This is a genomic window from Salinicoccus sp. Bachu38, assembly GCF_038561955.2.
Lineage (GTDB): Bacteria > Bacillota > Bacilli > Staphylococcales > Salinicoccaceae > Salinicoccus > Salinicoccus bachuensis.
In genome coordinates this window covers 91,432-114,772 of the sequence record NZ_CP138333.2, presented here as the reverse complement: position 1 = coordinate 114,772, position 23,341 = coordinate 91,432, and the positions used below count along the sequence as shown (strand labels likewise).

Here is a 23,341-nt window from a genome sequence, read left to right as displayed (position 1 = left end):
TGTATAAAAAGTGGCAGGTGATATAATTATCCCCAAATGAGTACGCATCCAACAGGAGGGACACCAATATGGCGGAAAAGGATCTGATTAAAGAAAATAACAGATTGCGTGAAAAGTTGGACCCGAGATATAAAAAGGTTTATGAAGATATCCTCGTGTACATCCGGGTGAATACCAGCACACGGAGTCATGAAACAGAGGCAGTGCTCAATACATTGTTGAAGCAGATTATACAAACCCAAAGAGAGGGGAAAAGTATAGAGTCTGTTACTGGAGAAGACTATAAAGCTTATGCCGACAGTCTGGTTAAAGAACTCCCCAGGAGGAACTTGTGGAGACTAGCAGCCTTTCTCGCCCTCATCCTGGTGGGATTGAATCTTATTTTCGATTATATGATCCAGATACTCTTCAGACTGATCGACAGTGCGGCGTTGACCACTACCGTGGTGTCCATCCCATTCATCCTGGAAATTGTCATTACTGCATCTCTTGGCATCGGCTTTATATACACTTTGTTTTATGCCTTTAGCCAAGTTGCATTCAAGGATTGGCCCGCCTGGAAGGAATATGGGTTGTATTTCCTGATCGGTGCAGGCTTCTTTCTTGTCTACCTGCTCATCGATAGATTCCTTGCTTCCATCGATAGTGGCCCTTCATTCGAGATGAACATGTTTTTAATAGTATTGCTTGGCATTATCCTAACAATCCTCGGCTTTATGGGGATTTTCAATAAAAAGTAACGCCACCCGTTATGTGAATCTATAATGGGTAGCGTTATAAATGGGAGAACTTCCTGATTCAACGTGTTTTCGGCAGTGTTGTTCCACTGCCCGCTCTCCTCATTCCAAGGAATGCCATGGCGATCAAGAATGGACAAGATTCGTGTTTCACAGTGAACGATACATTCATATAAAAAAGTTTGAAGAATTCTCTCCTCCATCAAGAAAGCCCTGCAATGATCATTGCAGGGCTTTCTTCTAACTTAGCAGTGCGCCTTCTTCTTGGGACTTCAAATTCAGTTTATCGGAAACAATTTCATGTATTTCCTTGAATTTCTCAGGCTGCTCAGATAGATTGATGCCGTAGGAAGGTACCATTTCTTTTATTTTATCTTCCCATTCCGGGTACTCCCGCGGGAAGCAACGCTGCATGACATCCAGCATGACATCTACAGAAACGGAAGCGCCAGGTGAAGCGCCGAGCAGTGCTGCAACGGAACCATCCTCAGCAGTAATGACCTCTGTACCAAACTGGAGTGTCCCCTTTCCACCTTTTTCAGTATCCTTGATGACCTGTACACGCTGCCCGGCCACTACGATATCCCAGTCTTCACTTCTTGCTGACGGGATGAATTCTCTCAGATCCTCCATCCTGTCTTCATTCGACTGCAGAACCTGCTGAATCAGATATTTTGTCAGACCCATCTCTTTGGCACCTGCTGAAAGCATAGTAAAGACATTGTTCGGCTTTACAGAGCCGATAAGGTCAAAGTAGGAACCGGTCTTCAGGAACTTGGGAGAGAATCCTGCAAATGGCCCGAAGAGCAGTGATTTCTTACCTTCGATATAGCGTGTATCCAGGTGGGGCACCGACATCGGAGGGGCCCCAACTTTAGCTTTGCCGTATACTTTCGCATTGTGCTTCTCCACAACTTCAGGATTCTGGCAGACCATGAAGATTCCACTGACCGGGAAGCCACCTATGTTTTTGGATTCCGGTATGCCGGTCTTCTGAAGCAATGGCAGGCTGCCTCCGCCTGCGCCGATGAAGATGAACTTCGAAGTATGATATTCAACTTTTCCTGTTACCAGGTCTTTGACTTTTACCTGCCACTCTCCACCTTTTGTCCGTCTGATATCTTCCACTTCGTGTCCGAGATTGAGCGCTGCGCCCTTTTCTTCGAGAAGTTCAAATAGCTTGCGCGTCAAATTGCCGAAGTTGATGTCCGTACCGGTTTCGATACGCGTTGCTGCAATCGGCTCCTTTGAGGTCCGCCCCTGCATCATCAATGGAATCCATTTATTCAATGTCTCCGCATCATCTGCGTACTCCATCCCTTCAAACAATGGACTTTTGGATAACGCTTCTACACGTTTTTGTAGAAATTGAACATTCTTTTCTCCTTCTACAAAACTGAGATGGGGGACCGGCATGATAAAGTCCTGAGGCTTCTCCATCATGCCTTTTTCAACAAGGTGAGACCAGAATTGCTTGGATAGCTGAAACTGTTCATTGATGTGGATCGCCTTTGTCACATCCAGGGAACCGTCAGCCTTTTCAGGTGTGTAGTTCAATTCGCACAGGGCCGAGTGTCCGGTTCCAGCATTATTCCAGGCATCAGAGCTTTCCTGGGCTGTTGAATCCAGCTTTTCAAATACCTCAATGTCCCATTCTGGCTTCACTTCTTTTAGAAGTGTGCCTAATGTTGCACTCATGATTCCGCCACCAATAAGAATGACATCAGTTTTGTTCATTACACTGTTCATAATAACTCCAAAGCTCCTTATCAAAATTCAAGTATAGGGATGCTCCAGGCCAAGTAGTCTATCAATACGCCAGGTGCACCTTGATTCTTTAATGCAGCCATCTTTGCATGAGATGGTATAATGGTTATTCAGTTGTAAAAATATTAGTTATTATTTGTTAATTATACTCCTTTTTCTACAGATGTAAAAGGGTTATGTACTAATATGACATACAGAAAAATAAATATGTCATACTAATTAACAGAAGGAGAATCTATGAAAAATATCCCCGTTTTCATCATCACACCAATGGTGCTTTTCCTATTCCTGATCCTGATCACCGATTTTGGGAATGCCATCGGTGGCGTGTTCATCTATCTGCTTGTCATGCTCGCACGCTTCCTGTTCGACAGGCTCAAACGGAGGAAGGAGAATCACAATAAAGGCTCTGGAAACTGACGTTCCAGAGCCTTTTGCAACTAGTCCACTTTATCATTTACATATTCGACAAATGTGTCGACGTCACCTTCGGTCACATCGATCATCGCTACTTTTCCCATTCCTTGGGGAAATTCTATGAAAAGGGTATTATTCTCGATTATGGCACGAACGATATCCTGATAGCTGAATACACGCTTATACGATTCGCCGTTCATATCGACATTCATGATCATACGCTCGCTTGTCGTAATATAGGCACCTTTGAAATGCGTCTGTTCCCCAACCTTATAAATGATTGTGCCTTCTACAGCTGGGCCCAGCTTTTCTGTTGGATACAGTTCATCCTTATCTATCTTTGTCAAACTCACTTTATCACACTCCACTATCTGATTCTCCATCATTCATCATAACACTCCGTAATCCCTGCTTGCCAATATTGAGTACTAGTCGGTATGAATATGCCACTGCTTTCTGGAAGCAATCGCCATGAGCCGCTCATCCGGCTTCACTGCTACCGGCCTCCCTACAAGTTCAAGCATCTTAAGGTCTGCATAGCTGTCACTGTATGCTTCACTGTTCTTCCAATCCACTTCTTTCCCTGCAAAATGCTGTCTGATGATATCTATCTTACGATCTGCATAGACACGCTCAAAGCGGGATTTATTATCCAGTCTTTCTCCGTCATAGTTTATTTTCGATCCTACTATACAGTCTATGTCATACCCTTGGAATATCGCTTCAAGTAGCGGGATGAAGGCACCCGATATCAGCATTATATAGTAGTTGTCCTGTTTCAGCTGTTTGATCTTTCGTATTAATGGCGCCCTCAGATCATCTATCATGTCACCGGCAACCTCTTTGAAGAATGATTCTATCTCTCTCCTGGAGTTCTTCTTGAAGGAGAGGATATAGTATTCCATCGCTTTGCTCTGCATCGTCGCTTTATTAATCAGTTTGAGCTTGTAGAAGAAATATATAGGCGCAAAATTCCTTACAAACCGTTTATAGTTCTTTTTATATTTGGGATGGCGTTTCAGGCGTTCCATCAGAATATTGAATGTTTCATACGGATACAGGGTCCCGTCAAAATCAAACAAGGCCACTTTCATATTACTTATCCTTCCTTACTGGGATGGTTCTTTTATAGTTCTTTGTATTATATTCTAACATATTTCCAGGGTGATTGGTTACTGGTTGTTTCACGGGAAACATTATAGCATATGTCGGGTTGTCGCACTCAATTCTTCAAGATACAGCCTTGCCATACGGCTGAGCTTAATCTTCTTATTGACGACCCAGCCAACCTTGATCGTGTCTTCAACTTCCAAGGGTACCTGTACAATTTCAGAACTGTCCAGGTCTTTGCTCAATATTCCTGTAGATATGGTATAGCCATTCAGTCCGATGAGCAGATTGAACAAAGTCGCCCGGTCGCTCACCTGTATGCTTTTGGGACTTGGTATCGTGCTGAAAACCTCTTCGGAATAGTAGAAGGAATTGAACTCACCCTGCTCAAAAGCAAGGCGCGGGTATGGGTCCAGGTCATCCAGGGTTACAGAATCCCTCGTCGCCAGAGGATTATTGTTGCTGATGAATATATGGGGATGAGCTTCAAACAGCTGAGTGAACTCCAGACCTTTTTCCTTGATCAGCTGCAGCAGCACCTTTTCATTGAAAGCACTAATGTAGAGCACGCCGATTTCGCTGGTCAAATTTTTCACATCCTCTATTATCTCATATGTCCGTGTTTCCCTGATTGTAAACTGGTACTTGTCTCCGCCATATTTGCGGATCATCTCAACAAAAGCATCCACGACGAATGAATAGTGTTGGGAGGAAACCGAGAACAGCTGCTGCGAAGGTTCCGTATCGAAATACCGCCTTTCAAGCAGTTCAACCTGCTCATTGATCTGTCGGGCATAGCCCAGAAATTCAGCCCCGTCCGGAGAGAGTGATATGCCTGTGGAGGTTCTTGTAAACAGAACAATACCGAGGTCCATTTCCAGCTCCTTGATCGCTTTGGACAGAGTGGGCTGTGATATATACAGTCTTCTGGCCGCCTCATTGATGGATCCGCTCAACACAACTTCAATGAAGTATTTCAATTGGTGTAGCTTCATATAATCCTCCTTCGATATAGCCTATGGTTATAACAAATTATAAAAATAAACCGTTACTCTATATCTTATATGCATGATAGTATTTAAACAATATCAAGTTGAAAGAGGGATTAGATGAGTACACTGAAGACAAAAAAAATATATAGGGCAGATCACGTAGGAAGTCTGCTGAGACCTGAAAGAATTAAAGAGGCAAGGAAGCAGTTCTCGGAAGGTGCAATGGACGCGGAAGAACTGAAACGCATTGAAAATGAAGAAATTGCCCGGATTGTCAAGAAGCAGAAGGAACTCGGCCTCGAGGCTGTCACGGATGGAGAGCTCCGCCGTTCATGGTGGCATTTCGACTTCCTTGAAAACCTTACAGGTGTGGAGGGCTACTGGTCTGGTGATGGGATTGCATTCAAAGAGAAGACGACTAAATCAAGGGCCATCAAAGTGACCGGCAAACTGGACTTCAATGATCATCCGATGCTTCAGGATTTCAAATATCTTAATGAACAGGCCGGGGACCACACTGCCAAGTTCACAATTCCGAGTCCAAGCATGCTGCATTTCCGGGGAGAAATTGATCCATCTGTCTATCCCGATGAAGATGTCTTCTTCGATGATCTGGCAAAAGCCTATAAAAAGGCACTGGATGCCTTCTATAAAGCGGGCTGTCGATACCTCCAGCTCGATGACACAGCATGGGCATACCTATGTTCCGAAGAGCAGAAAGAAGAGTTGAAAAACAAGGGGCTCGACCCGGATCATCTGGTCGGCAAGTATCTTGAAACCCTTAATAAGGCGGTAGCCGACCGTCCGGATGACTTCAAGATTACAATGCACATCTGCCGCGGGAACTTCCGCTCCACATGGATTTCTTCCGGTGGATATGAGCCAGTCGCAAAAGAGATCTTTGGCAAGCTCGACATCGACGGATTCTTCCTCGAATACGATAGTGACCGTGCCGGTGATTTCAGGCCGCTCCGTCATGTGAATCGTGAGGATCTCTTCATCGTCCTTGGATTGATCACTTCCAAGCACGGCGCACTCGAGAACAAGAATGAAATCAGGAAAAGAATCGAGGAAGCAACGGAGTATGTCCCACTTGAACAGCTCGCCCTGAGTCCACAGTGTGGTTTTGCCTCCACTGAAGAAGGCAACCTGCTGACCGAAGAAGAACAATGGAACAAGTTGAAGCATGTAGTGGAGATTTCCCAGGAAATCTGGTCCTAATAAAAGAAAGGGAGGAAGCCTATGCGTACAGTACAGGTAGAACAGGTCATCGATCAGAGCAGATTCAATAAATTTCATCTGCTCGTTTTCCTGTGGTGCTTTTTTGCAATTTCGTTCGATGGTTTCGACATTGCACTTTATGGCATTGGATTGCCGTTAATGATGGAGGATTTTGGCCTCAGCTCTGCAGAAGGTGGGGCAATCGGCAGCTATGCACTCATTGGAATGATGCTGGGAACATTCATACTCGGCTCTTTTTCCGATATCCTTGGCCGAAAAAGGGTACTTGCACTCTGCCTGGCACTCATCAGCATTTTCAATATGCTTGCCGGCTTCGCACCGAATGCCACCTTCTTCGTCATCATGCGATTCATTGCCTCCATGGGAATGGGCGGACTGATGCCAGTCGTTATTTCCCTAATGACCGAGTATTCGCCAAAGAAGAACAGGGCGATGACCGTCGCCGTAATGTACTGCGGTTACTCCATTGGAGCCATTTTAGCCTCCTTGATTGCCATGGGGCTTCTGGAATCACTTGGATGGCGATTCATGTACTGGCTCGGCGTGCTCCCTCTTCTCACCCTTCCTTTCTTTCTGAAACAGTTTCCGGAATCCCTGTCATATTACATAGCGAGGGGCCGGGGGGACCAGGTGGCACATATATTGAACCGGGCTGATCCTGAAGGAAACTATAGCCCTGAAGAGCGGTTCGAATATACAAAGGCGGCCAAAGCTGCCAAGGGAGTGCCTGTGAGCAGACTGTTCAAGGACAGCCGTGGCCGCACTACAGTCGCATTCTGGATTATGGTATTCAGCTGCCTGATGATGATCTATGGTTTGAACACATGGCTCCCGGCAATCATGCAGGAATCCGGTTTCGGCATTGCTTCAAGTCTCTCCTTCGTCATGATTTTGGCGGTGGGTCAGATTGCCGGTTCATTGGCTGGTGGCTATCTGGTGGACCGTGTTGGGCATCGCAACGTGCTTCTATCGATGTATCTCATCGGTGCTCTGACTTTCATCGTATTAAGTGTTACACATGAACCTATAGTGCTGTATATACTCATCGCAATTGGCGGAGCCTGCACCGGTGGCACACAGAATCTCGTCAATCCGTATATCAGTTCGTTCTATCCGGCTGATATCAGGGGGACCGGGCTGAGCATGGCCGTAGGCATTGGACGTCTGGGCTCTATTTCCGCCCCCCTTCTGATCGGATTTGTACTGATGACGAACATTGCCCCCCAGACTGCCTTCATTGCATTTGCCATTCCGAGCCTGGTTGGAGGCGTCGCGCTCCTGCTCGTCCAGGAGAGGCATGCCAACCATGTACAGCAAAGACGGAAAAAAGCGGTCACCAATATCCCCGGAACAAGTGTATAGCCATATTGGACTAAAAAAATGCACATCAGCTGAGCCAGCCGATGTGCATTTTTTATTGTCAGCCCACTTCCTGCTTTTCTCTCTTCCTGAGCTCATTGAACTGCTTTGTTTCAGTGACGACCACACCAGAGAGCAGCAGCAGACCAATCAGGTTCGGCACCGCCATCAGACCATTGAAAATATCTCCGAGGTTCCATACGGTGCCGAGTGACATCGTAGCTCCTGGGATGATTGCCAATACGAATATGATCCTATAAAGCAAAGTGAAATTGTCCCCGACAAGATAAGTGAAGCATTTTTCACCAAAGTATCCCCAACCGAGTATCGTTGAGAAGATGAAAGTGAGCAGTGTAACAGCAACAATAATATCCCCGAACCCGGGAAGCAGCTGATCGAAGGACTGTGCCGTCAATGCAGCTCCTTCTGTTCCGCTTGTGTAGAGACCTGCCATCGTCAGAGACACACCTGTAATCGTACATACGATGATGGTGTCGATGAACACCTGTGTCATGGATACCAATGCCTGACGGGGCGGCACATCTGTGCGTGCTGCAGCGGCAGCGATGCCACCGGTACCAAGCCCGGCCTCGTTTGAGAAGAGACCGCGCGCTACACCCATTCTTATGACCGTGCCCAGAGCGCCGCCTGCGACGGCGTTTCCAGTGAACGCATCCGAAAAGATCAGACCGAAGGCAGCAGGTACTTGATCGATATGTAGCACAAGTATAAGGACCCCTGCAATCAGATAGAGCGCAACCATGAATGGGACGAGTATACTCGCCGTCTTTCCGATGCTCCTCACGCCACCGATGAGTACCAGCCCGATGAGGACGGCAAACACTATCCCTGTGACCCATACCGGTATATTGAACACATCCAAAGCGACGCCCGAAGCAGCATTCGCCTGTATCATATTGCCGATTCCGAATATCGCCGCAAATACTGCAAAGAATGCAAAGAGTACGCCGAGCCATTTCTGTCCGAGCCCATGCTCGAGATAATACATCGGGCCACCTGACATTTCTCCTTTGGCATTCTTCTGACGGTATTTGACCCCGAGCACCCCTTCGGAATACTTCGTCGCCATACCGACAAGCGCAGTGATCCACATCCAAAAGACCGCTCCCGGTCCCCCGATGACGACAGCGGTCGCCACGCCAACTACATTACCTGTGCCGACTGTTGCAGCAAGCGCCGTCATCAGAGCCTGAAAATGGGTGATATCCCCTTCGCTTTTCGTATCCGCCTTACTGAAGACAAGTTTCAGTGAATAAGGCAGCATCCGAAAAGAGAAAAAAGCAAGTCTGATCGTCAGATAGAGACCTGTACCGACCAGAAAGATGATCAGAGGCAACCCCCATACAAAGCCGCTGACATCTGCTGTGAAATTTTCAAACCTTTCTCCCATAATGATTCCTCCCCCTTAATAGCTATCACCTACAATCTATAAGAATTTTCAGATAATGTCAATGGCATATTCCCGCTAAAAAAGCCACCTTACCAGGTGGCTGCTGTATAATCATATATCTGCCGTCTTTTTGAATTTGTCCGATTCTTCTTCCATTTCATCCGCCACCTTGGCAAAGTCACTGCTATGGATAGGGAAGTTTCTGAAGAAGTAGGCACCTGCAAGGCCGACCAGCCCGGAGACGATTGCGACAATGACTGCATAAAGCAGTACCTGTATCGCCGGATTATAACCGAACAATACAAGCAGTCCGGCTGTCGGCGTTGCAGTCCCCGGGGCATCATTGACGAGCCCCGAATAGGCAATGATCACGCCACTCAACCCGCCTCCGATAAAGTTGGTTATGTATATGGGAAGCGGGTTTGCTGAAATGACATCCGCTTTGGACAGCGGTTCAATTGCTACTGACAATACAGATTTCGCGTTTCCTATCTTCAGCTTATGGAAGAGCGTGCCGTTTATGAATGCTGAACCGAATGCTGCGAGACTGCCTACGGCCATCGGTATGCCCGTAAGACCCAGCAATGCTGTCAGTGCCATCGAACTCAGAGGTGATGTACCTACCACGGTGATGATGCCGCCGAGCATCAGTCCCATGATGATCGGGCTGGTCTCTGTAGCCACTTCAATGATGCTCCCGATTTTAAGCAGTGATGCATCCACCATCGGAGTCAGCACTGCACCGATCAGACGGGTGAGGGGCACAACTGCGATAACGACAATGATGAAGTCCAATCCATTCGGAATCTTCTTTTCAAGATACTTGACCCCGAACGATATGAGGTAGGCCGCAAAGAAGCTCGGTATCAGACCGATGCCTCCACATGAGACGGCGATAATTGCAGAATTGAGCGGGTTCACACCCATTGTCAAAGCCACGAGGAATGCAACGATGACCCCGCTCAGGAGTCCGGCTTCAGTGCCCGCCTCCTGGAAGAACCCCAGGCTGAATATGTCTCCTATGACAAATGACTGCAGTGCTTCTACCAGAAAGGTTGCAATGGCCGCTGCAGCGAGTGCACCCATGGCTTTGTCGCCGTGGGGAGCGTAGTAGGTGAATAGGGTGAAAAACGCGAGTAAAAGTATGAGTAATCCGATACCAATCAACTGTTCCATTTTTTATCTCCTCTGATTCATTCGACGCCCATGGTTGAATAAATGCTTTTCGTATTCGTATGTTGGCTTCCTCATTCCATCAGGTAGGACAATGCGGCGCTGCCGATTGCCTGTGCCGCAATCAGCATGGACCGTTCATCAATATTGAATTTTGGATGATGGTGGGGATAGACCTCCCCCTCCGGAGCTGCACCGATATAGATGAAGCAGGAAGGCAGTTCCTTCGTATAATAGGCGAAATCCTCCGATGGTGGCTGGGGGCCGCAGCGCTCTACTGACGCGATTTCCGGCATACCCGCTTCCCTGATTGATGCTGCAATCTTTGCGGTCAATTCCGGATCATTGTACAGTACCGGATAGTCATCTTTGTATTCGAGTTCATTGACCACCCCGAATGTTTCTTCCAGACCACCTGATATGCGTCTGATCTCTTTTTCTATTACCTGTTTCGTATCATCACCCATTGCACGCACGTCACCTTCAAGCGTCACTTCATCCTTGATGATGTTGAACTGGCCCTTCCCATCAAATGAACCGATCGTCACCACACCGGCTTCAAAGGGGTTCAGCCGCCTCGAGATGATGGTCTGGACCTCTGAGACGAAGTGCGCCCCGGCCACAATCGGGTCATTTGCCAGATGGGGTGAAGAGCCGTGACCTCCGGAACCTTTGATCCTCAATTTGAAGTAGGCACGTCCAGTCTGGGCTTCCTCTTCACGGTAAAGGACTTTTCCCGTTTCCATATTGCTCATTACATGCGCACCAAGAACGTTGTCCACTCCATCCAGCACCCCGTCTTCAATCATCTGGATAGCACCGCCCGGTGGTGTTTCTTCGGCATGCTGGTGGATGATGACCACCCGGCCTTTCCATTCGTCTTTAAGTTCAATCAGGGTCTCGGCCAGGAGCATCATGTATGCAGTATGGGCATCATGGCCACACGCATGCATGACACCTTCGTTTTTCGAAGCGAATGGCAGACCTGTTGTCTCCTGGATCGGCAGTGCGTCAAAATCAGCCCTCAGTGCGAGGGTCCTGCCCGGCCTGCCGGAATCAATGGTCACTCTGATGCCATTGCCCCCGACTCCTGTCTTTACTTCAACACTCTTATCTTCATAAAACCTGGCAATATACGCGGCTGTTTCCGTCTCCTGAAAAGAGAGCTCGGGATTCTGGTGGAGATACCTGCGAATTTCCACCATACGCTCATATTTCTCTTCCAGACGCTCAATCAGTTTTTCATTCACCATACCGCACCTCTTTTAACATTTTTTATTTTCAACTGGAGTATGCTTCTACTTTACACCTAAAAATCCCCTTCATTCAAATAAATCTTCAGTTATCGAAAAATTAAAGCAGAATAGTTGCATGAATGTTAACGCTTTCATAAATTTACAAAATAGAACCGGAATAGGATTCCGGTTCTTTCAGGATTACTCGTTCACTTCAAAAGCGGGTTCCAAATGCCCTTCTTCACTCAGTTCCATAAGGAAATCATGCACTTCCTGGGAAGTGAACGCCTCTTCTACAGCCTGGATTTCCTCCGAATCCTGGTTGTCCTCACGTGCTACAAGCTGGATGGCAAATGTGTTGTCCTCATCCTCTTCAAGCAGTACAGCATCTTCCGGTGTCAGATCGATGCTGGAAATATACGTCGGATAGTTGAATACAAGCTCCACACCATCTTCATATGCACCGGTCAGGTTGAGCAGATCAATATGGGTGAATTTGAGGTTATGCGGATTCTCTTCGATATCTTCCACTGTCGCCGTATGTTCAACATCAGAAGCCAGGGTGATGATGCCATGCTGGTCGAGTATCATGAGTGCCCGTGCTTCATTTGTTGCATCAGAGGGTATCGCCACTTCGGCCCCCTCCTCAAGTTCATCCATGGAATCATAAACAGGTGAATAGAAACCGACGATTGCATTGTAGATTGGCTGCAGAGCAACCAGATTGCCGTCGCGTTCTTCATTGAAGATCTCCATAAACGGTTCGTGCTGGGCAAAATTCGCATCGACTTCTTCGTTCAGCAATGCTTCGTTATACTGGATGTTGTCCGATACTTCCACCAGTTCTATTTCATACGGGTCTTCAATGACGTCTCCTGCAATTTCCACAACATCCGTCATTGGGGGCAGATGGGAAGCCACCTGTACGACAGTCGTCTCCTCTGAACCATTGGAGCCACTATCCTGCGATTCCTCTGTGCCACTTTCTTCCCCTCCGCATCCAGCAAGGATGAGGGCGAGACCACTTAACAATAATCCTTTTTTAAACATGCTTTTCATCTCCTTTGAAATATTCATCTTTTGTCAAGTTTTCTGGCGATTCTAAGTCCGAACCATTGGGCCAGAATTACAAATATGATAATCACTACAATTGCGGTATACATGATATCCGTCTCATAACGCTGATATCCATAGCGGATGGCGAAGTCTCCTATACCACCGCCACCGACGACACCCATTATGGTGGAATAGGATATGAAGCTGACGAAAGCGGTGGTGAAACCGATGATCAGGGAACTTCGCGCTTCAACATAAAGAAACTTCCACACCAGTTGAGTCGTCGTTGCCCCCATGGATTCCGCCGTCTCCATCACACCTTTGGGCACGTCATGGAGCGATTGCTCGACAAAGCGTGCATAGAGGGCAATAGCGATCAGCATCATTGGAAATGATGCTGCTACAGGATCTCCTGTTGCACGTCCATAGAAGAAACGGATCAGCGGCTGCATGACTACAACGAGAAGCAGGAAGGGGAATGATCGGACAATATTGACAAAGATGCTTGCCACCTGGTATAGGAACTTATTCTCCATGGGCTTGTTCCTGGAAGTCAGAAATAGGAGGGTACCGAGAGGAAGACCCAGCAGAATCGCTGCCACCATGGCGAATGCCATCATGATTCCTGTCTCATAGAGGCTCTCAAAAAGTCGCGGTGCATATTCAATGACACGTTCCATATAGAGGCTCAGACTAATCACCTTTCAACACTTCCAATACACGTTCATGATAGGATTTTCCCGACCGTCCGTCAGCCTCATGGACCACATCGATCGTATCGATCAGCCTCCCCTGGTCCAGTACAGCTGCACGATGACACAGGGTCTTGATGACATTGAGTTCATGCGTCACGATGACGACGGTCATGCCGTATTCATTCTGTGCCTTATGCAGTACATCGACGATTTCATAAGTCGTGTTCTCATCCAGAGCGGATGTCGGCTCGTCACACAGAAGGATCTTCGGGCGGGTAATGAGCGCTCTGGCAATGCCCACACGCTGCTTCTGGCCACCGGACAGTTCCGCAGGATAACTGGAACGCTTATCGGCAAGCCCGGTGAAATCCAGCACTTCGTCTATGGATAATGGATTTTTATATTTATGTAATGTCAAAGGCAGCCTTATATTTTCTTCGACGGTCCTATTACCCAATAGATTGAAGTGCTGGAAGATCATGCCGATATCCTTCTGATGGCTTCTCAGTCTCTTCCCCGCCAGTTTTTTGACTTCTACACCATCGACTCGTACATCTCCCGAATCCGGCGTTTCCAATGCATTGATAAAACGCATCAAAGTCGATTTCCCGGCGCCGCTCTCCCCGATGATTCCGAATATCTCCCTCTCTTTGATCGCAAGCGTCACATTATCCACGGCTTTGAAAGGACCATCTTTACCTGTAAATGATTTTGATACCTTTGTCATTTCTATCAACTTAAGGACCTCCATAATACAGTCAGCTCGGGTATCATATCTGCCCAAAATTCTCAAAAGTCAATGATATCATACCTCTGCATCCAAAGTGCCAGTATATTGAAAATACCCCTTTAGAATAACATGTCCAAAGGGGTTAATCATCATCATAATCATCAAATTCTATATAATAGTCGTTCTGGTACTGTCTGTTGTATTCCTGCAGCTCCTGGGCGAAAGCTTCTATATCTGTAATATCTTCAAAATCGATGGAGAACCACAGCACTTTATCGACTTCTGCCGACTGGGCATCGATGGTGACAAGCGCACCTTCGTCATCATCCTCCACCAGTTGAATGACCTGGTACTCAGCTGGGTGGGCCCCATCATCCAATGTGACGTGTATGAACTGTCCGCCGACTTCTTCTGAAGCCAGGGCTTTTGCCTCCTCTTCTGTCATCAGCTCCTTTTCCCCGGTGCCTTCATGATTTTCTGCAGCCGGTTCCTCAGCGACTTCCTCCGCAGGCAATTCCCTTGATTTCATATCAGTAATACTGCCGTCTTCTTGTTCCATCGTAATCTCATACTCGAAATTTTCATCTGATACCCGGACAATATAGTGCTGCCCCCTGGTCTCGACCGCTTCAATCTCCCCACCATACCGTTCCATGATCATCGCTCTGACTTCATCTTCTCCAATGTCATCGGACTGGGACTGCATCACTGCCACCACACCAATCAGTATGCCCAGTACGACCGCTCCCACAGCAATTAGAAGTTTAGTTGTCTTCCTCATCATTTCTCCCGCTTTCCATAGTCAGTCTGAAGGTCGTGCCAACGTCCACCTGGCTGTCGACGGAAATTTCAATGCCATTCAATTTTGCGAGTTCACGGGCTATCGACAGGCCGAGGCCCGAGCCGCCGGTCTTTCTTGCACGTGCCTTATCCACACGGTAGAAGCGGGTGAATATGTGGTCGATATCCTCCTTGGGGATTCCGATGCCCCTGTCTTTTATCGCCACTTCGACCGAATGCCCATGGTCATGCACCTCGACTGCAATTGCATCCGAACTGTATTTATAGGCATTGTCCATGAATATCTTCATCAGCTGATCGAATGTATTCACATCAACATGGGCGAGCACCGCTTCATTATTTGTACATACATCAACCTCCCGCTGATAGACCGTCTCCAGCCGTACTGCAATATCCCGTATCAGCTTGACGATGCGCGTCGGCTGCCGGGAAACTTCCTCCCTGCCTGTATTCACCTTGGCAAAGCTCAACAGCTGTTCCGTCAGATATTTCATCCTTCTCGCTTCATCGCTGATGGCATGGATGCTCTCGTCCAGCACATCCTCCCTGGTCTTGCCGAAACGTTTGAGCATTTCGCTGTAGGAGCTGATGACAGTGATCGGCGTCTTCAGCTCATGGGAGGCATTCATGATGAAGGCCTGCTGGTTCTCATCATGGACCTTCAGCTCCTCCATCATATTGTTGAAGGCTGCAGACAGTTCCTGAAGTTCCTTCGTATCCTTCCGATCGACTTCCAGCATGGAATATTTCGATGTGGTATCCGTCCTGTTCATCCTGTCGATCAGCTTGTTGATCGGCTGTGTGATGAAGTTGGTGATGATCCTGTTCAACAGGAATATGACGATGAAGATGATGGCGGTCGACAGCAGCAGGATCCAGCGCAGGATTTCGAAAGTTTCATGCAGAAACTGGACATTTTCGTAGATCTGCAGATCGTATACCTCGCCATTCTCCCAGATGATCGGCAGGGAGACCATTACGAAATGATTGGGGCCGTGGGTCATCGCCTCTGCATATTGGGAAGTACTGTATGGCATGGATATATTGGCATACTCCGCTTCTGTCGCAATTCGGACCACCGGGTTGTTTTCGCTATCGATGACAGTCATATAGCCGTCTGAAAGCAGATGTGCCTGGAGTACGGCTTCGGCATTGATATCATTGTCATTGGCATTCTGGATTTCCTGCATGATATTGAAACCGCGGTTTTCAAGCTGGCCCATCTCTGCATTCAGCGAAAACTGCTTATATGAATAATAGACGAACAGGTTGATGATGATGACCACAAGCAGGGTCATGACGGTTGTATACAACTGGATTTTAGTTCCGAGTTTCATCACTTCAGTCCTTCACTATATAGCCGATGCCCCTGACACTTGAGATGATGGAGGAGGATTCGCGATCAAGTTTCTTGCGCAAGTATCTGACATAGACATCGACGGTGTTCGTATCACCATAATAGTCATAGCCCCACACCGTCTCGATGATCTGCTCCCGTGACAATGCCTGGTTTTTGTGTTCGACCAGGAAATGAAGCAGGTCGTATTCCTTCTGGGTCAGATAGATCAGTTCGTCATCTATATATACTTCCCGGGCCATCGGAAGAATCTTGAGATGTCTGCACTTTACTTCCTGGAAGTCGGCATTGTGCGACAGGCTTCTTTGCTTCAGCTGTGCCCGGATGCGTGCCAGCAATTCCTCGATTTCAAAAGGTTTGGTGACATAGTCATTTGCTCCGGAGTCGAGGCCGCTCACTTTATCCATCACTGCATCCCTTGCCGTAAGCATGATGATACGTATTTCATCATCTTTCTGACGGATGCGGCGGAGCACTTCAAGGCCATTCAGTTCAGGAATCATGACATCCAGAAGAACCAGATCAAAAGATTCGGATCCGTATTTTTCCATCGCTTCTTTTCCTGTGTAGGCGATTGCCACTTCATATCCTTCATATTCCAATTCCAGCTGGATGACACGGGCTATCTTGTCATCGTCTTCGACAATCAGAATCTTTTCCATAACAGCACTCCCCACTATTTTGATGCACGATGATTACTATTACACCAAGTATAAAGCAAAATGCCGCGGTTTTCGTTATAGAAACATTAAAATTCAATTAAAAAACCCGGGAGAAGTTCTCCCGGGCCACCCGTCTCTCACTCAGTCGTCGATTTCAGTCACTTTACCTGTCTTCGCGTCAATTTCAACTTCGTGTTCTTTGCCATCTGCATCAATTTCAACTTCGTATTCCTCATCGTCCTCATCGAAATCCCATTCTTTCACTTCACCACCGACTTCATTCTGGGCGATTTTCAGTGCTTCTGTGGAAGAAATGAGCCCGTTGCCGTCAGACTGCTTCGGTTGATCCTTGCCGGATTCTGATGATGTTCTTTCGTCTCTGTCATCGTCATCATCCCGACCATTGTCGTCTCTATCATCGTCGTCTCTGTCATCATCCCGGCCGTCGTTCCTATCATCATCGTCCCTGTCGAATGATTCCTCAAGAATTGTCAGGTCGTTGGCGTCGATATCGACATCATATTCCTCCTTGGCATTTTCCAGCTCGATTTCGTAGTAGTAGATACCGTCATCCGCTTCAAGTTCCACTTCCTTCACTTTGCCGTCAAAATTCTTCTTCGCCGCGTCGACCGCTTCCTGGGCACTTTTCTTCACATTATTCTCAGCCTCAGCGCTCATCACAACAGTCGTACCTTCCGTACGGTCATCTTCCCAATCCATATCCGTCTCTGCACTCGCACTTGAACACGCACCCAATATCAACGCTGATGCGATACTTCCAGTCAGCAGATGATTTTTTTTGATCATCATTCATAACGCCTCCTTAATGTTTGTAACTTCATTATAGGAGGGCATCAATAGAGGACGGTTAACGAAAAGTTAAAAGATGATTAGAGCATTACTGGGTTTCTTTTAATGAAACAATCCACCGGCCGTTCACACAAGCTCCAGCCTTTCCTTGTAGCACTTCCTGCAGACTGGGACATACTCCTCGTCTCCCATATAGATGACCTCTCCGACATTCGTCGGTTTCCCATCCAAAATACGCATATTCAGCGTCGCCTTCTTGTTGCAGAACTGGCAGATGGTCTTCAGTTCATCGATGGCATCGGAAAGTTCCAGCAGCACCCGGCTGCCTTCGAACAGATGATTGCGGAAGTCCGTCTTCAGCCCGAAGCATATGACCGGAATATCGAGCACGTCGGCGATGTCGCTCAGGCGATGGACATCCGCCCTTGAGAGGAACTGTGCCTCATCCACCACAACCGCATGCACCTTATCCTTTTCATGGATTGCTTCCACCTCTTCGTAAATATTATCTGTAATGTACTCGCATACCAGTTCAAGGCCAATCCTCGATTTGATCCTCTTATGCCCGCTCCGGGTGTCTATCGGAGTGGAGTAGGCCAGACACTGCTTGCCCTGGGTCGTGTATTGGTGGTGTGTTGTGATGATCTGGTTGCTTTTGTTGCTCTGCATCGTTCCGTATCGATAATATAGTTTCGCCACTTGGATTCCAACTTCCTCTATGTATTCCTACCATTCGAGTATGAATGGTTGACTTTAAATCTTTTCCTCTATAGTATTACTAATTATATTCTGATAATTAACCCCTAGGAGTGATGAGATGGATTTCAGTATTCTAAATCAGAGTCCTGTACTGGATGACCATACGGTTGCGGCCTCCCTGCAGGATACCGTAGACCTTGCCATCCGGGCGGACCAGCTCGGATACCGCCGCTATTTTGTCGCCGAACACCACAATGATGAGAAGCTTGCAGGGACAGCACCGGAAATTATGATATCACACCTGCTTGCCCATACAGAACAGATGCATATCGGTTCCGGCGGAGTGATGCTCCAACATTATAACCCCTTTAAAGTCGCAGAACAATTCCAACTTATGCAGCACCTGGGTTCAGGGCGTGTAGATCTGGGAGTCGGAAAAGCACCCGGCGGACTGCCGTTATCGACACAGGCATTGCAGCATGAGCTGCGTGAAGATGCTGTCTCCTTCAACAGGAAGTTCAAAGATCTCAAGCGGTTCCTGTCCCAGGAGCCCACGGAGGAATGGCAAGGGTTGAAGACTTCCCCGGACACATCCCATCCGCCGGACCTTTTTCTGCTCGGTTCGAGTCCTTCTTCAGCGACGTTCGCAGCAGAGGAGGGGGCACATTTCATCTACGCACATTTCATCACCAATAATGAACGGCTGCTCGAAGAAAGCATCGGAGCCTTCCGGACATACAATGGTACAGGGAGGTTCATCGTGGCGCTTTCCGTCATCGTTACAGACGACACTTCCATACAGGATGAAATCATCGGCCGGAATAGGATCTTCAAATTGACTTTCCAGGATGGCAAGGTGCTCCGTGTGGGGAGTAAGGACAAAGCGAATGAACTGCTTTCAACGACTTCGGGGCAGGTGGATGTAGAGATCATCGAACCGCATATCATCGCCGGAACGGCATCGGAAGTCCTCTCGAAACTCGATGAAATAGCGTCCAAAACGGGGGTCGATGAACTGATGTTCCACCTGCCGACGCATGATGCCGGCCTGCGGCACCAGACGATTGAAGCACTGGCACCTGTACATACGATACATGCTGCACAAAAAACCAATACACTGTAAGACTTTCATGAGCAGACGGCCGCTATCGGCCGTCTTTTATTTTTGACTAAAGGACTATGATATTCTATAATGTTCTAATCCTAGCAATTCAATAAGAAAAGGAGTCTTATAGATGACCACGAGAGTTCAACCTGTTAATGAAGCGAGAGATCCGGTAAGACGTGATTCACTTGCTTTGAGTCCGCCACAGAAAGCGCTGGTTGGCGGCGGTATTGCAGTCAGTTTTGTACTATTTCTATACTTGGCGGCCACACAGTCGATGATGCAGCCCATGCTGATGATCATTGGTCTGCTGCTTGGCTTCACACTGTTCCACGCCCGCTTCGGCTTCACTTCGGCCTTCAGGCGCATGATGTCCGTGGGCAACGGACAGGCGATGCGTGCCCATATGCTGATGCTGGCTGTGGCAGTGACATTGTTTGCACCCATCCTTGCCTTCGGCACATCTTTCTTCGGCCAGGATGTAGCCGGTTATGTTTCACCAGTCGGTGTGAGCCTGATTGTCGGTGCATTCATGTTCGGCATCGGCATGCAGCTTGGCGGCGGCTGTGCATCCGGCACGCTCTATGCCATCGGGGGCGGCCGTACCGTCATGTTCATCACACTGATATTCTTCATTGTAGGTGCAACAGTCGGCGCATATCATCTGCCATTCTGGACGGAGGAGATGCCGTCATTCGAACCCATTTCACTCGCCACTTCCACCGGGCTCGGCTATGGCGGTGCATGGATCGTATCCCTCGTGCTGTTCGGCCTGATTGCGTTGGCTACAATCATCATCGAAAAGAAGAAGAACGCACCAAAAATGGCACCACTGCCGACTGCACGCGGATGGAAACGCCTATTCAGAGGCTCATGGCCGCTGTTTGCCGCGGCCATTGCGCTTGCGGTACTTAACGCACTGACCCTGATGACACGGGGCGCCCCTTGGGGCATCACATCCGCATTTGCGCTATGGGGGTCCAAAGTGGCCAGTTTCTTCGGCGTTGATGTCGCTGAATGGGGATATTGGCAGGGGGCCAATGCCGCTGCTCTCGAATCCTCGATATTCGCCGATACGACGACCGTCCTCAACTTCGGTGTCATTCTGGGTGCATTCATTGCATCTGCAGCAGGCGGACTGTTCAAATTCACTAAAATCAATCTGGGCAACTTTTCCGCGTCCGTCATTGGCGGACTGCTGATGGGCTATGGTGCCCGTCTTGCATTCGGATGCAACATCGGTGCCTATTTCGGAGGCATTGCCTCTTTCAGCATGCATGGGTATATCTGGGGCATACTGGCACTTGCCGGTACATTCCTGGCACTCTATCTCCGTCCTCTTTTCGGACTTTCCGTGCCAAAATCCAATGATTCCGTATGCTGATATGAAAGCAGGGTGCCTCTGAAAAGATGCACCCTGCTTTTTGTTACATTCAATGTCCTCCCGATGATTAGAAGCAGCGCATATAGGATAAAGTATATGGAATAAAAATAATAAAGGGGAATGTCATAATGAGAAATCATACGAAACAGTATATAAATGGAGAATGGGTAGAAAGTGCAAGCGGAGAAACAATCGAGGTCATCAATCCGGCAAACGGTGAAGCCTTCGGCAGGATTGCCAAAGGCAATGCTGAAGATGTCGACAAGGCTGTCGAAGCCGCCCACTCCGTCTACCTTGAATTCCGTCATACACCTGTAGAGGAAAGACGTGAAATGCTGGACAGGATTGTGAAGGAATACGAAAATCGCAAAGAAGATTTGATCGAGGCGATTACAGATGAGCTTGGTTCCCCGCTTGAGATGTCCGAAAAGACACATTACCAGGCGGGCATCAACCACTTCACGGCCGCACGGGATGCGCTTGATACATTCGAATTTGAGGAGCAGCGTGGTGACCACCTTGTAGTGAAGGAAGGCATCGGTGTCTCAGGACTCATCACCCCTTGGAACTTCCCGACCAACCAGACATCTCTGAAACTGGCGGCCGCCTTTGCAGCGGGCAGCCCTGTAGTCATGAAACCTTCAGAGGAGACACCTTTCGCAGCCATCATCCTCGCTGAAATCTTCGAGGCTGCCGGTGTGCCGAAAGGCGTATTCAACCTCGTCAATGGAGACGGTGAAGGTGTAGGGAACCCGCTCAGTGAGCATCCGAAAGTCCGTATGATGTCATTCACCGGCTCCGGCTCCACAGGTTCCAAAATCATGGAGAAGGCAAGCAGGGACTTCAAGAACGTCTCCCTTGAACTCGGAGGAAAATCGCCGCTCATCATCCTCGATGATGCGGATGTCGAAGAAGCTGCCAAAATCGCCGTCAAAAAGGTTGTCCATAATACTGGACAAGTATGCACGGCAGGTACCCGGACGCTGGTTCCGGAATCCATGAAGGAGGCATTCCTTGAGGCGGCGAAAAAGGAAATGGAGCAGGTGAAAGTCGGCGACCCGCGCAAAGAGGGGACTGCTGTCGGCCCTCTTGTCAGCCGCAAACAGTTTGATACTGTACAGTCCTATATTGAAAAGGGTGCAGAGGAAGGCGCAACACTCTTCCATGGGGGCACCGGACAGCCTGAGGGTCTCGACAAGGGATTCTTCGTAAAACCAACCATCTTCTCCGATGTTGAAAATGACATGGTCATCGCCCAGGAAGAGATTTTCGGTCCGGTGATGTCCGTCATCACCTATAAAGGTCTTGATGAAGCAATCGATATTGCGAACGATACCAAATATGGACTTGCAGGCTATGTATATGGCGAAGACATGGAGACCCTCAAAGACGTCGCCCGCCGCATTGAAGCGGGCACAGTGGAAATCAATGGTGCAGGTGGACGCAAGGATCTTCCATTCGGCGGCTATAAACAGTCCGGCATCGGCCGCGAGTGGGGGGATTATGGCATCGAGGAGTTTCTCGAAGTCAAAGCGATCAAAGGTTATTTCAAATAATTTTCCAAAAATACCCCAATCCTCTCCGGATTGGGGTATACATATGTATAGGAAAAGGGGGATTGAACCGTGAAAAAACTGATCAATGACAAAGAACGCTTTCTATCCGACATGCTCGACGGTTTGAAGCAGCGTGATCCGCACATTGAGATCATCGAAGATACCGTAGTCGTGAGAAAAGAGAAAAAAAGCAGCGGTGTAGCACTTGTTTCAGGAGGAGGCAGCGGGCATGAGCCTGCCCATGCCGGATATGTTTCCCAAGGCATGCTCGATGGCGCAGTCTGTGGCGAAGTATTCACCTCTCCGACACCGGATAAGGTACTTGCTGCGATAAAAGCGGTGGATAATGGGGACGGTGTCCTGCTGATCATCAAAAACTACAGCGGGGATGTCATGAATTTCGAAATGGCGCAGGAAATGGCGGAAGCGGAAGGGCACCATGTCGCTTCAGTGGTTGTCAGGGATGATGTTGCGATTGATAATGAGGAGCAGAGACGCGGTGTCGCCGGCACTGTAGTCGTCCATAAATACGCAGGCTACCTTGCGGAACAGGGCGCTTCCCTCGATGACATTGTGAAGAAAGTGAAAGAAATGATGTCCACACTCTATTCCATTGGCATGGCCATCCACCCATGCCTTGTACCGACGACCGGAGAGTACGGCTTCGATCTCGCAGAAGATGAAATGGAAATCGGTATCGGCATCCATGGGGAAAAAGGTATTTCCCGGGAAAAATCGGCGAGCGTCGACAAGATCGTCAATCGACTTCTTGATGAACTCTTCAAGCATACGGATAGCTCCCGCCTGATTGTTATGGTCAATGGCATGGGTGCAACACCGGAAAGCGAACTCAGCATCGTAACAAAGTATGTGATGGAGGCGCTGGACGATCGTGGCATTACAGTTTCAAAGCTGCTTGTCGGAGACTATATGACAGCACTCGACATGCAAGGGTTCTCACTGACTATACTTGATGAAGACGATGAAGTCCTTGAAGCGCTCGATGCAGATACAGGATCCAAGTATTTCAAATAGGAGGCAAC

The 23,341-nt window shown here is 48.2% G+C and carries 23 protein-coding genes; 8 read left to right on the top strand and 15 right to left on the bottom strand.

What is annotated here, in order from left to right; all coding sequences use genetic code 11:
- The first annotated feature begins 68 nt into the window (after nt 1–68).
- Nucleotides 69–740: a DUF1048 domain-containing protein gene (locus RQP18_RS00535; protein WP_342388244.1), complete on the top strand. Its 672-nt coding sequence runs from the start codon at nt 69–71 to the stop codon at nt 738–740.
- Nucleotides 741–977: 237 nt separating this feature from the next.
- Here RQP18_RS00535 and RQP18_RS00530 read toward each other — a convergent pair whose 3' ends face one another.
- Complete coding sequence (locus RQP18_RS00530; protein WP_342388243.1) at nt 978–2,486, bottom strand: malate:quinone oxidoreductase; 1,509 nt, start codon at nt 2,484–2,486, stop codon at nt 978–980.
- Between the two features lie 255 nt (nt 2,487–2,741).
- Between RQP18_RS00530 and RQP18_RS00525 the strand changes: the two genes are divergently transcribed.
- Complete coding sequence (locus RQP18_RS00525) at nt 2,742–2,924, top strand: hypothetical protein (RefSeq protein WP_342388242.1); 183 nt, start codon at nt 2,742–2,744, stop codon at nt 2,922–2,924.
- Between the two features lie 20 nt (nt 2,925–2,944).
- Here the strand turns inward: RQP18_RS00525 and RQP18_RS00520 are convergent, their stop codons facing one another.
- The 3 genes from RQP18_RS00520 to RQP18_RS00510 all read right to left on the bottom strand — a co-directional run bounded on the left by RQP18_RS00520 (nt 2,945) and on the right by RQP18_RS00510 (nt 5,026).
- Nucleotides 2,945–3,274 (bottom strand): hypothetical protein, encoded by a 330-nt coding sequence (locus RQP18_RS00520; protein ID WP_342388241.1) that lies wholly within the window; start codon nt 3,272–3,274, stop codon nt 2,945–2,947.
- A 75-nt stretch (nt 3,275–3,349) separates the two neighbouring features.
- Nucleotides 3,350–4,009: an HAD family hydrolase gene (locus RQP18_RS00515; protein WP_373446171.1), complete on the bottom strand. Its 660-nt coding sequence runs from the start codon at nt 4,007–4,009 to the stop codon at nt 3,350–3,352.
- 108 nt (nt 4,010–4,117) lie between these two features.
- Nucleotides 4,118–5,026, bottom strand: a complete 909-nt coding sequence (locus tag RQP18_RS00510) for a LysR family transcriptional regulator (protein WP_342388239.1) — start codon at nt 5,024–5,026, stop codon at nt 4,118–4,120.
- Between the two features lie 114 nt (nt 5,027–5,140).
- On the opposite strand from RQP18_RS00510, the gene RQP18_RS00505 reads away from it, so the two are divergent.
- Both RQP18_RS00505 and RQP18_RS00500 read left to right on the top strand, forming a co-directional pair.
- Nucleotides 5,141–6,244: a 5-methyltetrahydropteroyltriglutamate--homocysteine S-methyltransferase gene (locus tag RQP18_RS00505; protein WP_342388238.1), complete on the top strand. Its 1,104-nt coding sequence runs from the start codon at nt 5,141–5,143 to the stop codon at nt 6,242–6,244.
- Between the two features lie 21 nt (nt 6,245–6,265).
- On the top strand, nt 6,266–7,627 hold the full coding sequence (locus RQP18_RS00500) for an MFS transporter (RefSeq protein WP_342388237.1): 1,362 nt from the start codon (nt 6,266–6,268) through the stop codon (nt 7,625–7,627).
- Between the two features lie 58 nt (nt 7,628–7,685).
- Here RQP18_RS00500 and RQP18_RS00495 read toward each other — a convergent pair whose 3' ends face one another.
- The 11 genes from RQP18_RS00495 to RQP18_RS00445 form a co-directional block, all read right to left on the bottom strand.
- Entirely contained in the window at nt 7,686–9,035 is a 1,350-nt protein-coding gene (locus RQP18_RS00495; protein ID WP_342388236.1) for an alanine/glycine:cation symporter family protein, read from the bottom strand.
- Between the two features lie 111 nt (nt 9,036–9,146).
- Nucleotides 9,147–10,211 carry a PTS sugar transporter subunit IIC gene (locus RQP18_RS00490; RefSeq protein WP_342388235.1) on the bottom strand — a complete coding sequence of 355 codons (1,065 nt, stop codon included), beginning with the start codon at nt 10,209–10,211 and terminating at the stop codon, nt 9,147–9,149.
- A gap of 71 nt (nt 10,212–10,282) precedes the next feature.
- Nucleotides 10,283–11,458, bottom strand: coding sequence for an amidohydrolase (locus RQP18_RS00485; protein ID WP_342389425.1), 1,176 nt, complete (start codon nt 11,456–11,458; stop codon nt 10,283–10,285).
- Nucleotides 11,459–11,644: 186 nt separating this feature from the next.
- Nucleotides 11,645–12,493 carry a MetQ/NlpA family ABC transporter substrate-binding protein gene (locus RQP18_RS00480; RefSeq protein WP_342388234.1) on the bottom strand — a complete coding sequence of 283 codons (849 nt, stop codon included), beginning with the start codon at nt 12,491–12,493 and terminating at the stop codon, nt 11,645–11,647.
- 23 nt (nt 12,494–12,516) lie between these two features.
- Nucleotides 12,517–13,179, bottom strand: coding sequence for a methionine ABC transporter permease (locus tag RQP18_RS00475; protein WP_342389424.1), 663 nt, complete (start codon nt 13,177–13,179; stop codon nt 12,517–12,519).
- Between the two features lie 13 nt (nt 13,180–13,192).
- The gene (locus RQP18_RS00470; RefSeq protein WP_342389423.1) at nt 13,193–13,921 is read right to left on the bottom strand and encodes a methionine ABC transporter ATP-binding protein; all 729 of its coding nucleotides are present in this window, start codon (nt 13,919–13,921) and stop codon (nt 13,193–13,195) included.
- Between the two features lie 145 nt (nt 13,922–14,066).
- Entirely contained in the window at nt 14,067–14,708 is a 642-nt protein-coding gene (locus tag RQP18_RS00465) for a PepSY domain-containing protein (protein WP_373446097.1), read from the bottom strand.
- Nucleotides 14,689–16,062: a sensor histidine kinase gene (locus RQP18_RS00460; protein ID WP_342388231.1), complete on the bottom strand. Its 1,374-nt coding sequence runs from the start codon at nt 16,060–16,062 to the stop codon at nt 14,689–14,691. Before RQP18_RS00460 ends, RQP18_RS00465 begins: the two co-directional genes overlap by 20 nt.
- A 4-nt stretch (nt 16,063–16,066) precedes the next feature.
- Nucleotides 16,067–16,744 carry a response regulator transcription factor gene (locus RQP18_RS00455; protein WP_342388230.1) on the bottom strand — a complete coding sequence of 226 codons (678 nt, stop codon included), beginning with the start codon at nt 16,742–16,744 and terminating at the stop codon, nt 16,067–16,069.
- 141 nt (nt 16,745–16,885) lie between these two features.
- Nucleotides 16,886–17,554, bottom strand: coding sequence for a PepSY domain-containing protein (locus RQP18_RS00450; protein WP_342388229.1), 669 nt, complete (start codon nt 17,552–17,554; stop codon nt 16,886–16,888).
- A 126-nt stretch (nt 17,555–17,680) separates the two neighbouring features.
- A complete protein-coding gene (locus RQP18_RS00445) occupies nt 17,681–18,253 on the bottom strand; it encodes a thymidine kinase (protein WP_342388228.1) in 573 nt (190 codons plus the stop codon).
- A 118-nt stretch (nt 18,254–18,371) separates the two neighbouring features.
- On the opposite strand from RQP18_RS00445, the gene RQP18_RS00440 reads away from it, so the two are divergent.
- From RQP18_RS00440 to dhaK, 4 genes are all read left to right on the top strand, one after another.
- Nucleotides 18,372–19,376 (top strand): MsnO8 family LLM class oxidoreductase, encoded by a 1,005-nt coding sequence (locus tag RQP18_RS00440; protein ID WP_342388227.1) that lies wholly within the window; start codon nt 18,372–18,374, stop codon nt 19,374–19,376.
- 112 nt (nt 19,377–19,488) lie between these two features.
- On the top strand, nt 19,489–20,742 hold the full coding sequence (locus tag RQP18_RS00435; protein WP_342388226.1) for a YeeE/YedE family protein: 1,254 nt from the start codon (nt 19,489–19,491) through the stop codon (nt 20,740–20,742).
- Nucleotides 20,743–20,870: 128 nt separating this feature from the next.
- Complete coding sequence (locus RQP18_RS00430; RefSeq protein ID WP_342388225.1) at nt 20,871–22,298, top strand: aldehyde dehydrogenase family protein; 1,428 nt, start codon at nt 20,871–20,873, stop codon at nt 22,296–22,298.
- 69 nt (nt 22,299–22,367) lie between these two features.
- On the top strand, nt 22,368–23,333 hold the full coding sequence (gene dhaK / locus RQP18_RS00425; protein WP_373446096.1) for a dihydroxyacetone kinase subunit DhaK: 966 nt from the start codon (nt 22,368–22,370) through the stop codon (nt 23,331–23,333).
- Nucleotides 23,334–23,341: the final 8 nt, after the last annotated feature.

Excerpts from the sequence above, each read along its gene's own strand:
- RQP18_RS00535 (WP_342388244.1), top strand. The coding sequence starts at position 69 with ATGGCGGAAAAGGATCTGATTAAAGAAAATAACAGATTGCGTGAAAAG.
- RQP18_RS00530 (WP_342388243.1), bottom strand. The coding sequence starts at position 2,486 with ATGAACAGTGTAATGAACAAAACTGATGTCATTCTTATTGGTGGCGGA.
- RQP18_RS00525 (WP_342388242.1), top strand. The coding sequence starts at position 2,742 with ATGAAAAATATCCCCGTTTTCATCATCACACCAATGGTGCTTTTCCTA.
- RQP18_RS00510 (WP_342388239.1), bottom strand. The coding sequence starts at position 5,026 with ATGAAGCTACACCAATTGAAATACTTCATTGAAGTTGTGTTGAGCGGA.
- RQP18_RS00505 (WP_342388238.1), top strand. The coding sequence starts at position 5,141 with ATGAGTACACTGAAGACAAAAAAAATATATAGGGCAGATCACGTAGGA.
- RQP18_RS00500 (WP_342388237.1), top strand. The coding sequence starts at position 6,266 with ATGCGTACAGTACAGGTAGAACAGGTCATCGATCAGAGCAGATTCAAT.
- RQP18_RS00495 (WP_342388236.1), bottom strand. The coding sequence starts at position 9,035 with ATGGGAGAAAGGTTTGAAAATTTCACAGCAGATGTCAGCGGCTTTGTA.
- RQP18_RS00490 (WP_342388235.1), bottom strand. The coding sequence starts at position 10,211 with ATGGAACAGTTGATTGGTATCGGATTACTCATACTTTTACTCGCGTTT.
- RQP18_RS00480 (WP_342388234.1), bottom strand. The coding sequence starts at position 12,493 with ATGTTTAAAAAAGGATTATTGTTAAGTGGTCTCGCCCTCATCCTTGCT.
- RQP18_RS00475 (WP_342389424.1), bottom strand. The coding sequence starts at position 13,179 with ATGGAACGTGTCATTGAATATGCACCGCGACTTTTTGAGAGCCTCTAT.
- RQP18_RS00470 (WP_342389423.1), bottom strand. The coding sequence starts at position 13,921 with ATGACAAAGGTATCAAAATCATTTACAGGTAAAGATGGTCCTTTCAAA.
- RQP18_RS00465 (WP_373446097.1), bottom strand. The coding sequence starts at position 14,708 with ATGATGAGGAAGACAACTAAACTTCTAATTGCTGTGGGAGCGGTCGTA.
- RQP18_RS00460 (WP_342388231.1), bottom strand. The coding sequence starts at position 16,062 with ATGAAACTCGGAACTAAAATCCAGTTGTATACAACCGTCATGACCCTG.
- RQP18_RS00455 (WP_342388230.1), bottom strand. The coding sequence starts at position 16,744 with ATGGAAAAGATTCTGATTGTCGAAGACGATGACAAGATAGCCCGTGTC.
- RQP18_RS00450 (WP_342388229.1), bottom strand. The coding sequence starts at position 17,554 with ATGATGATCAAAAAAAATCATCTGCTGACTGGAAGTATCGCATCAGCG.
- RQP18_RS00440 (WP_342388227.1), top strand. The coding sequence starts at position 18,372 with ATGGATTTCAGTATTCTAAATCAGAGTCCTGTACTGGATGACCATACG.
- RQP18_RS00435 (WP_342388226.1), top strand. The coding sequence starts at position 19,489 with ATGACCACGAGAGTTCAACCTGTTAATGAAGCGAGAGATCCGGTAAGA.
- RQP18_RS00430 (WP_342388225.1), top strand. The coding sequence starts at position 20,871 with ATGAGAAATCATACGAAACAGTATATAAATGGAGAATGGGTAGAAAGT.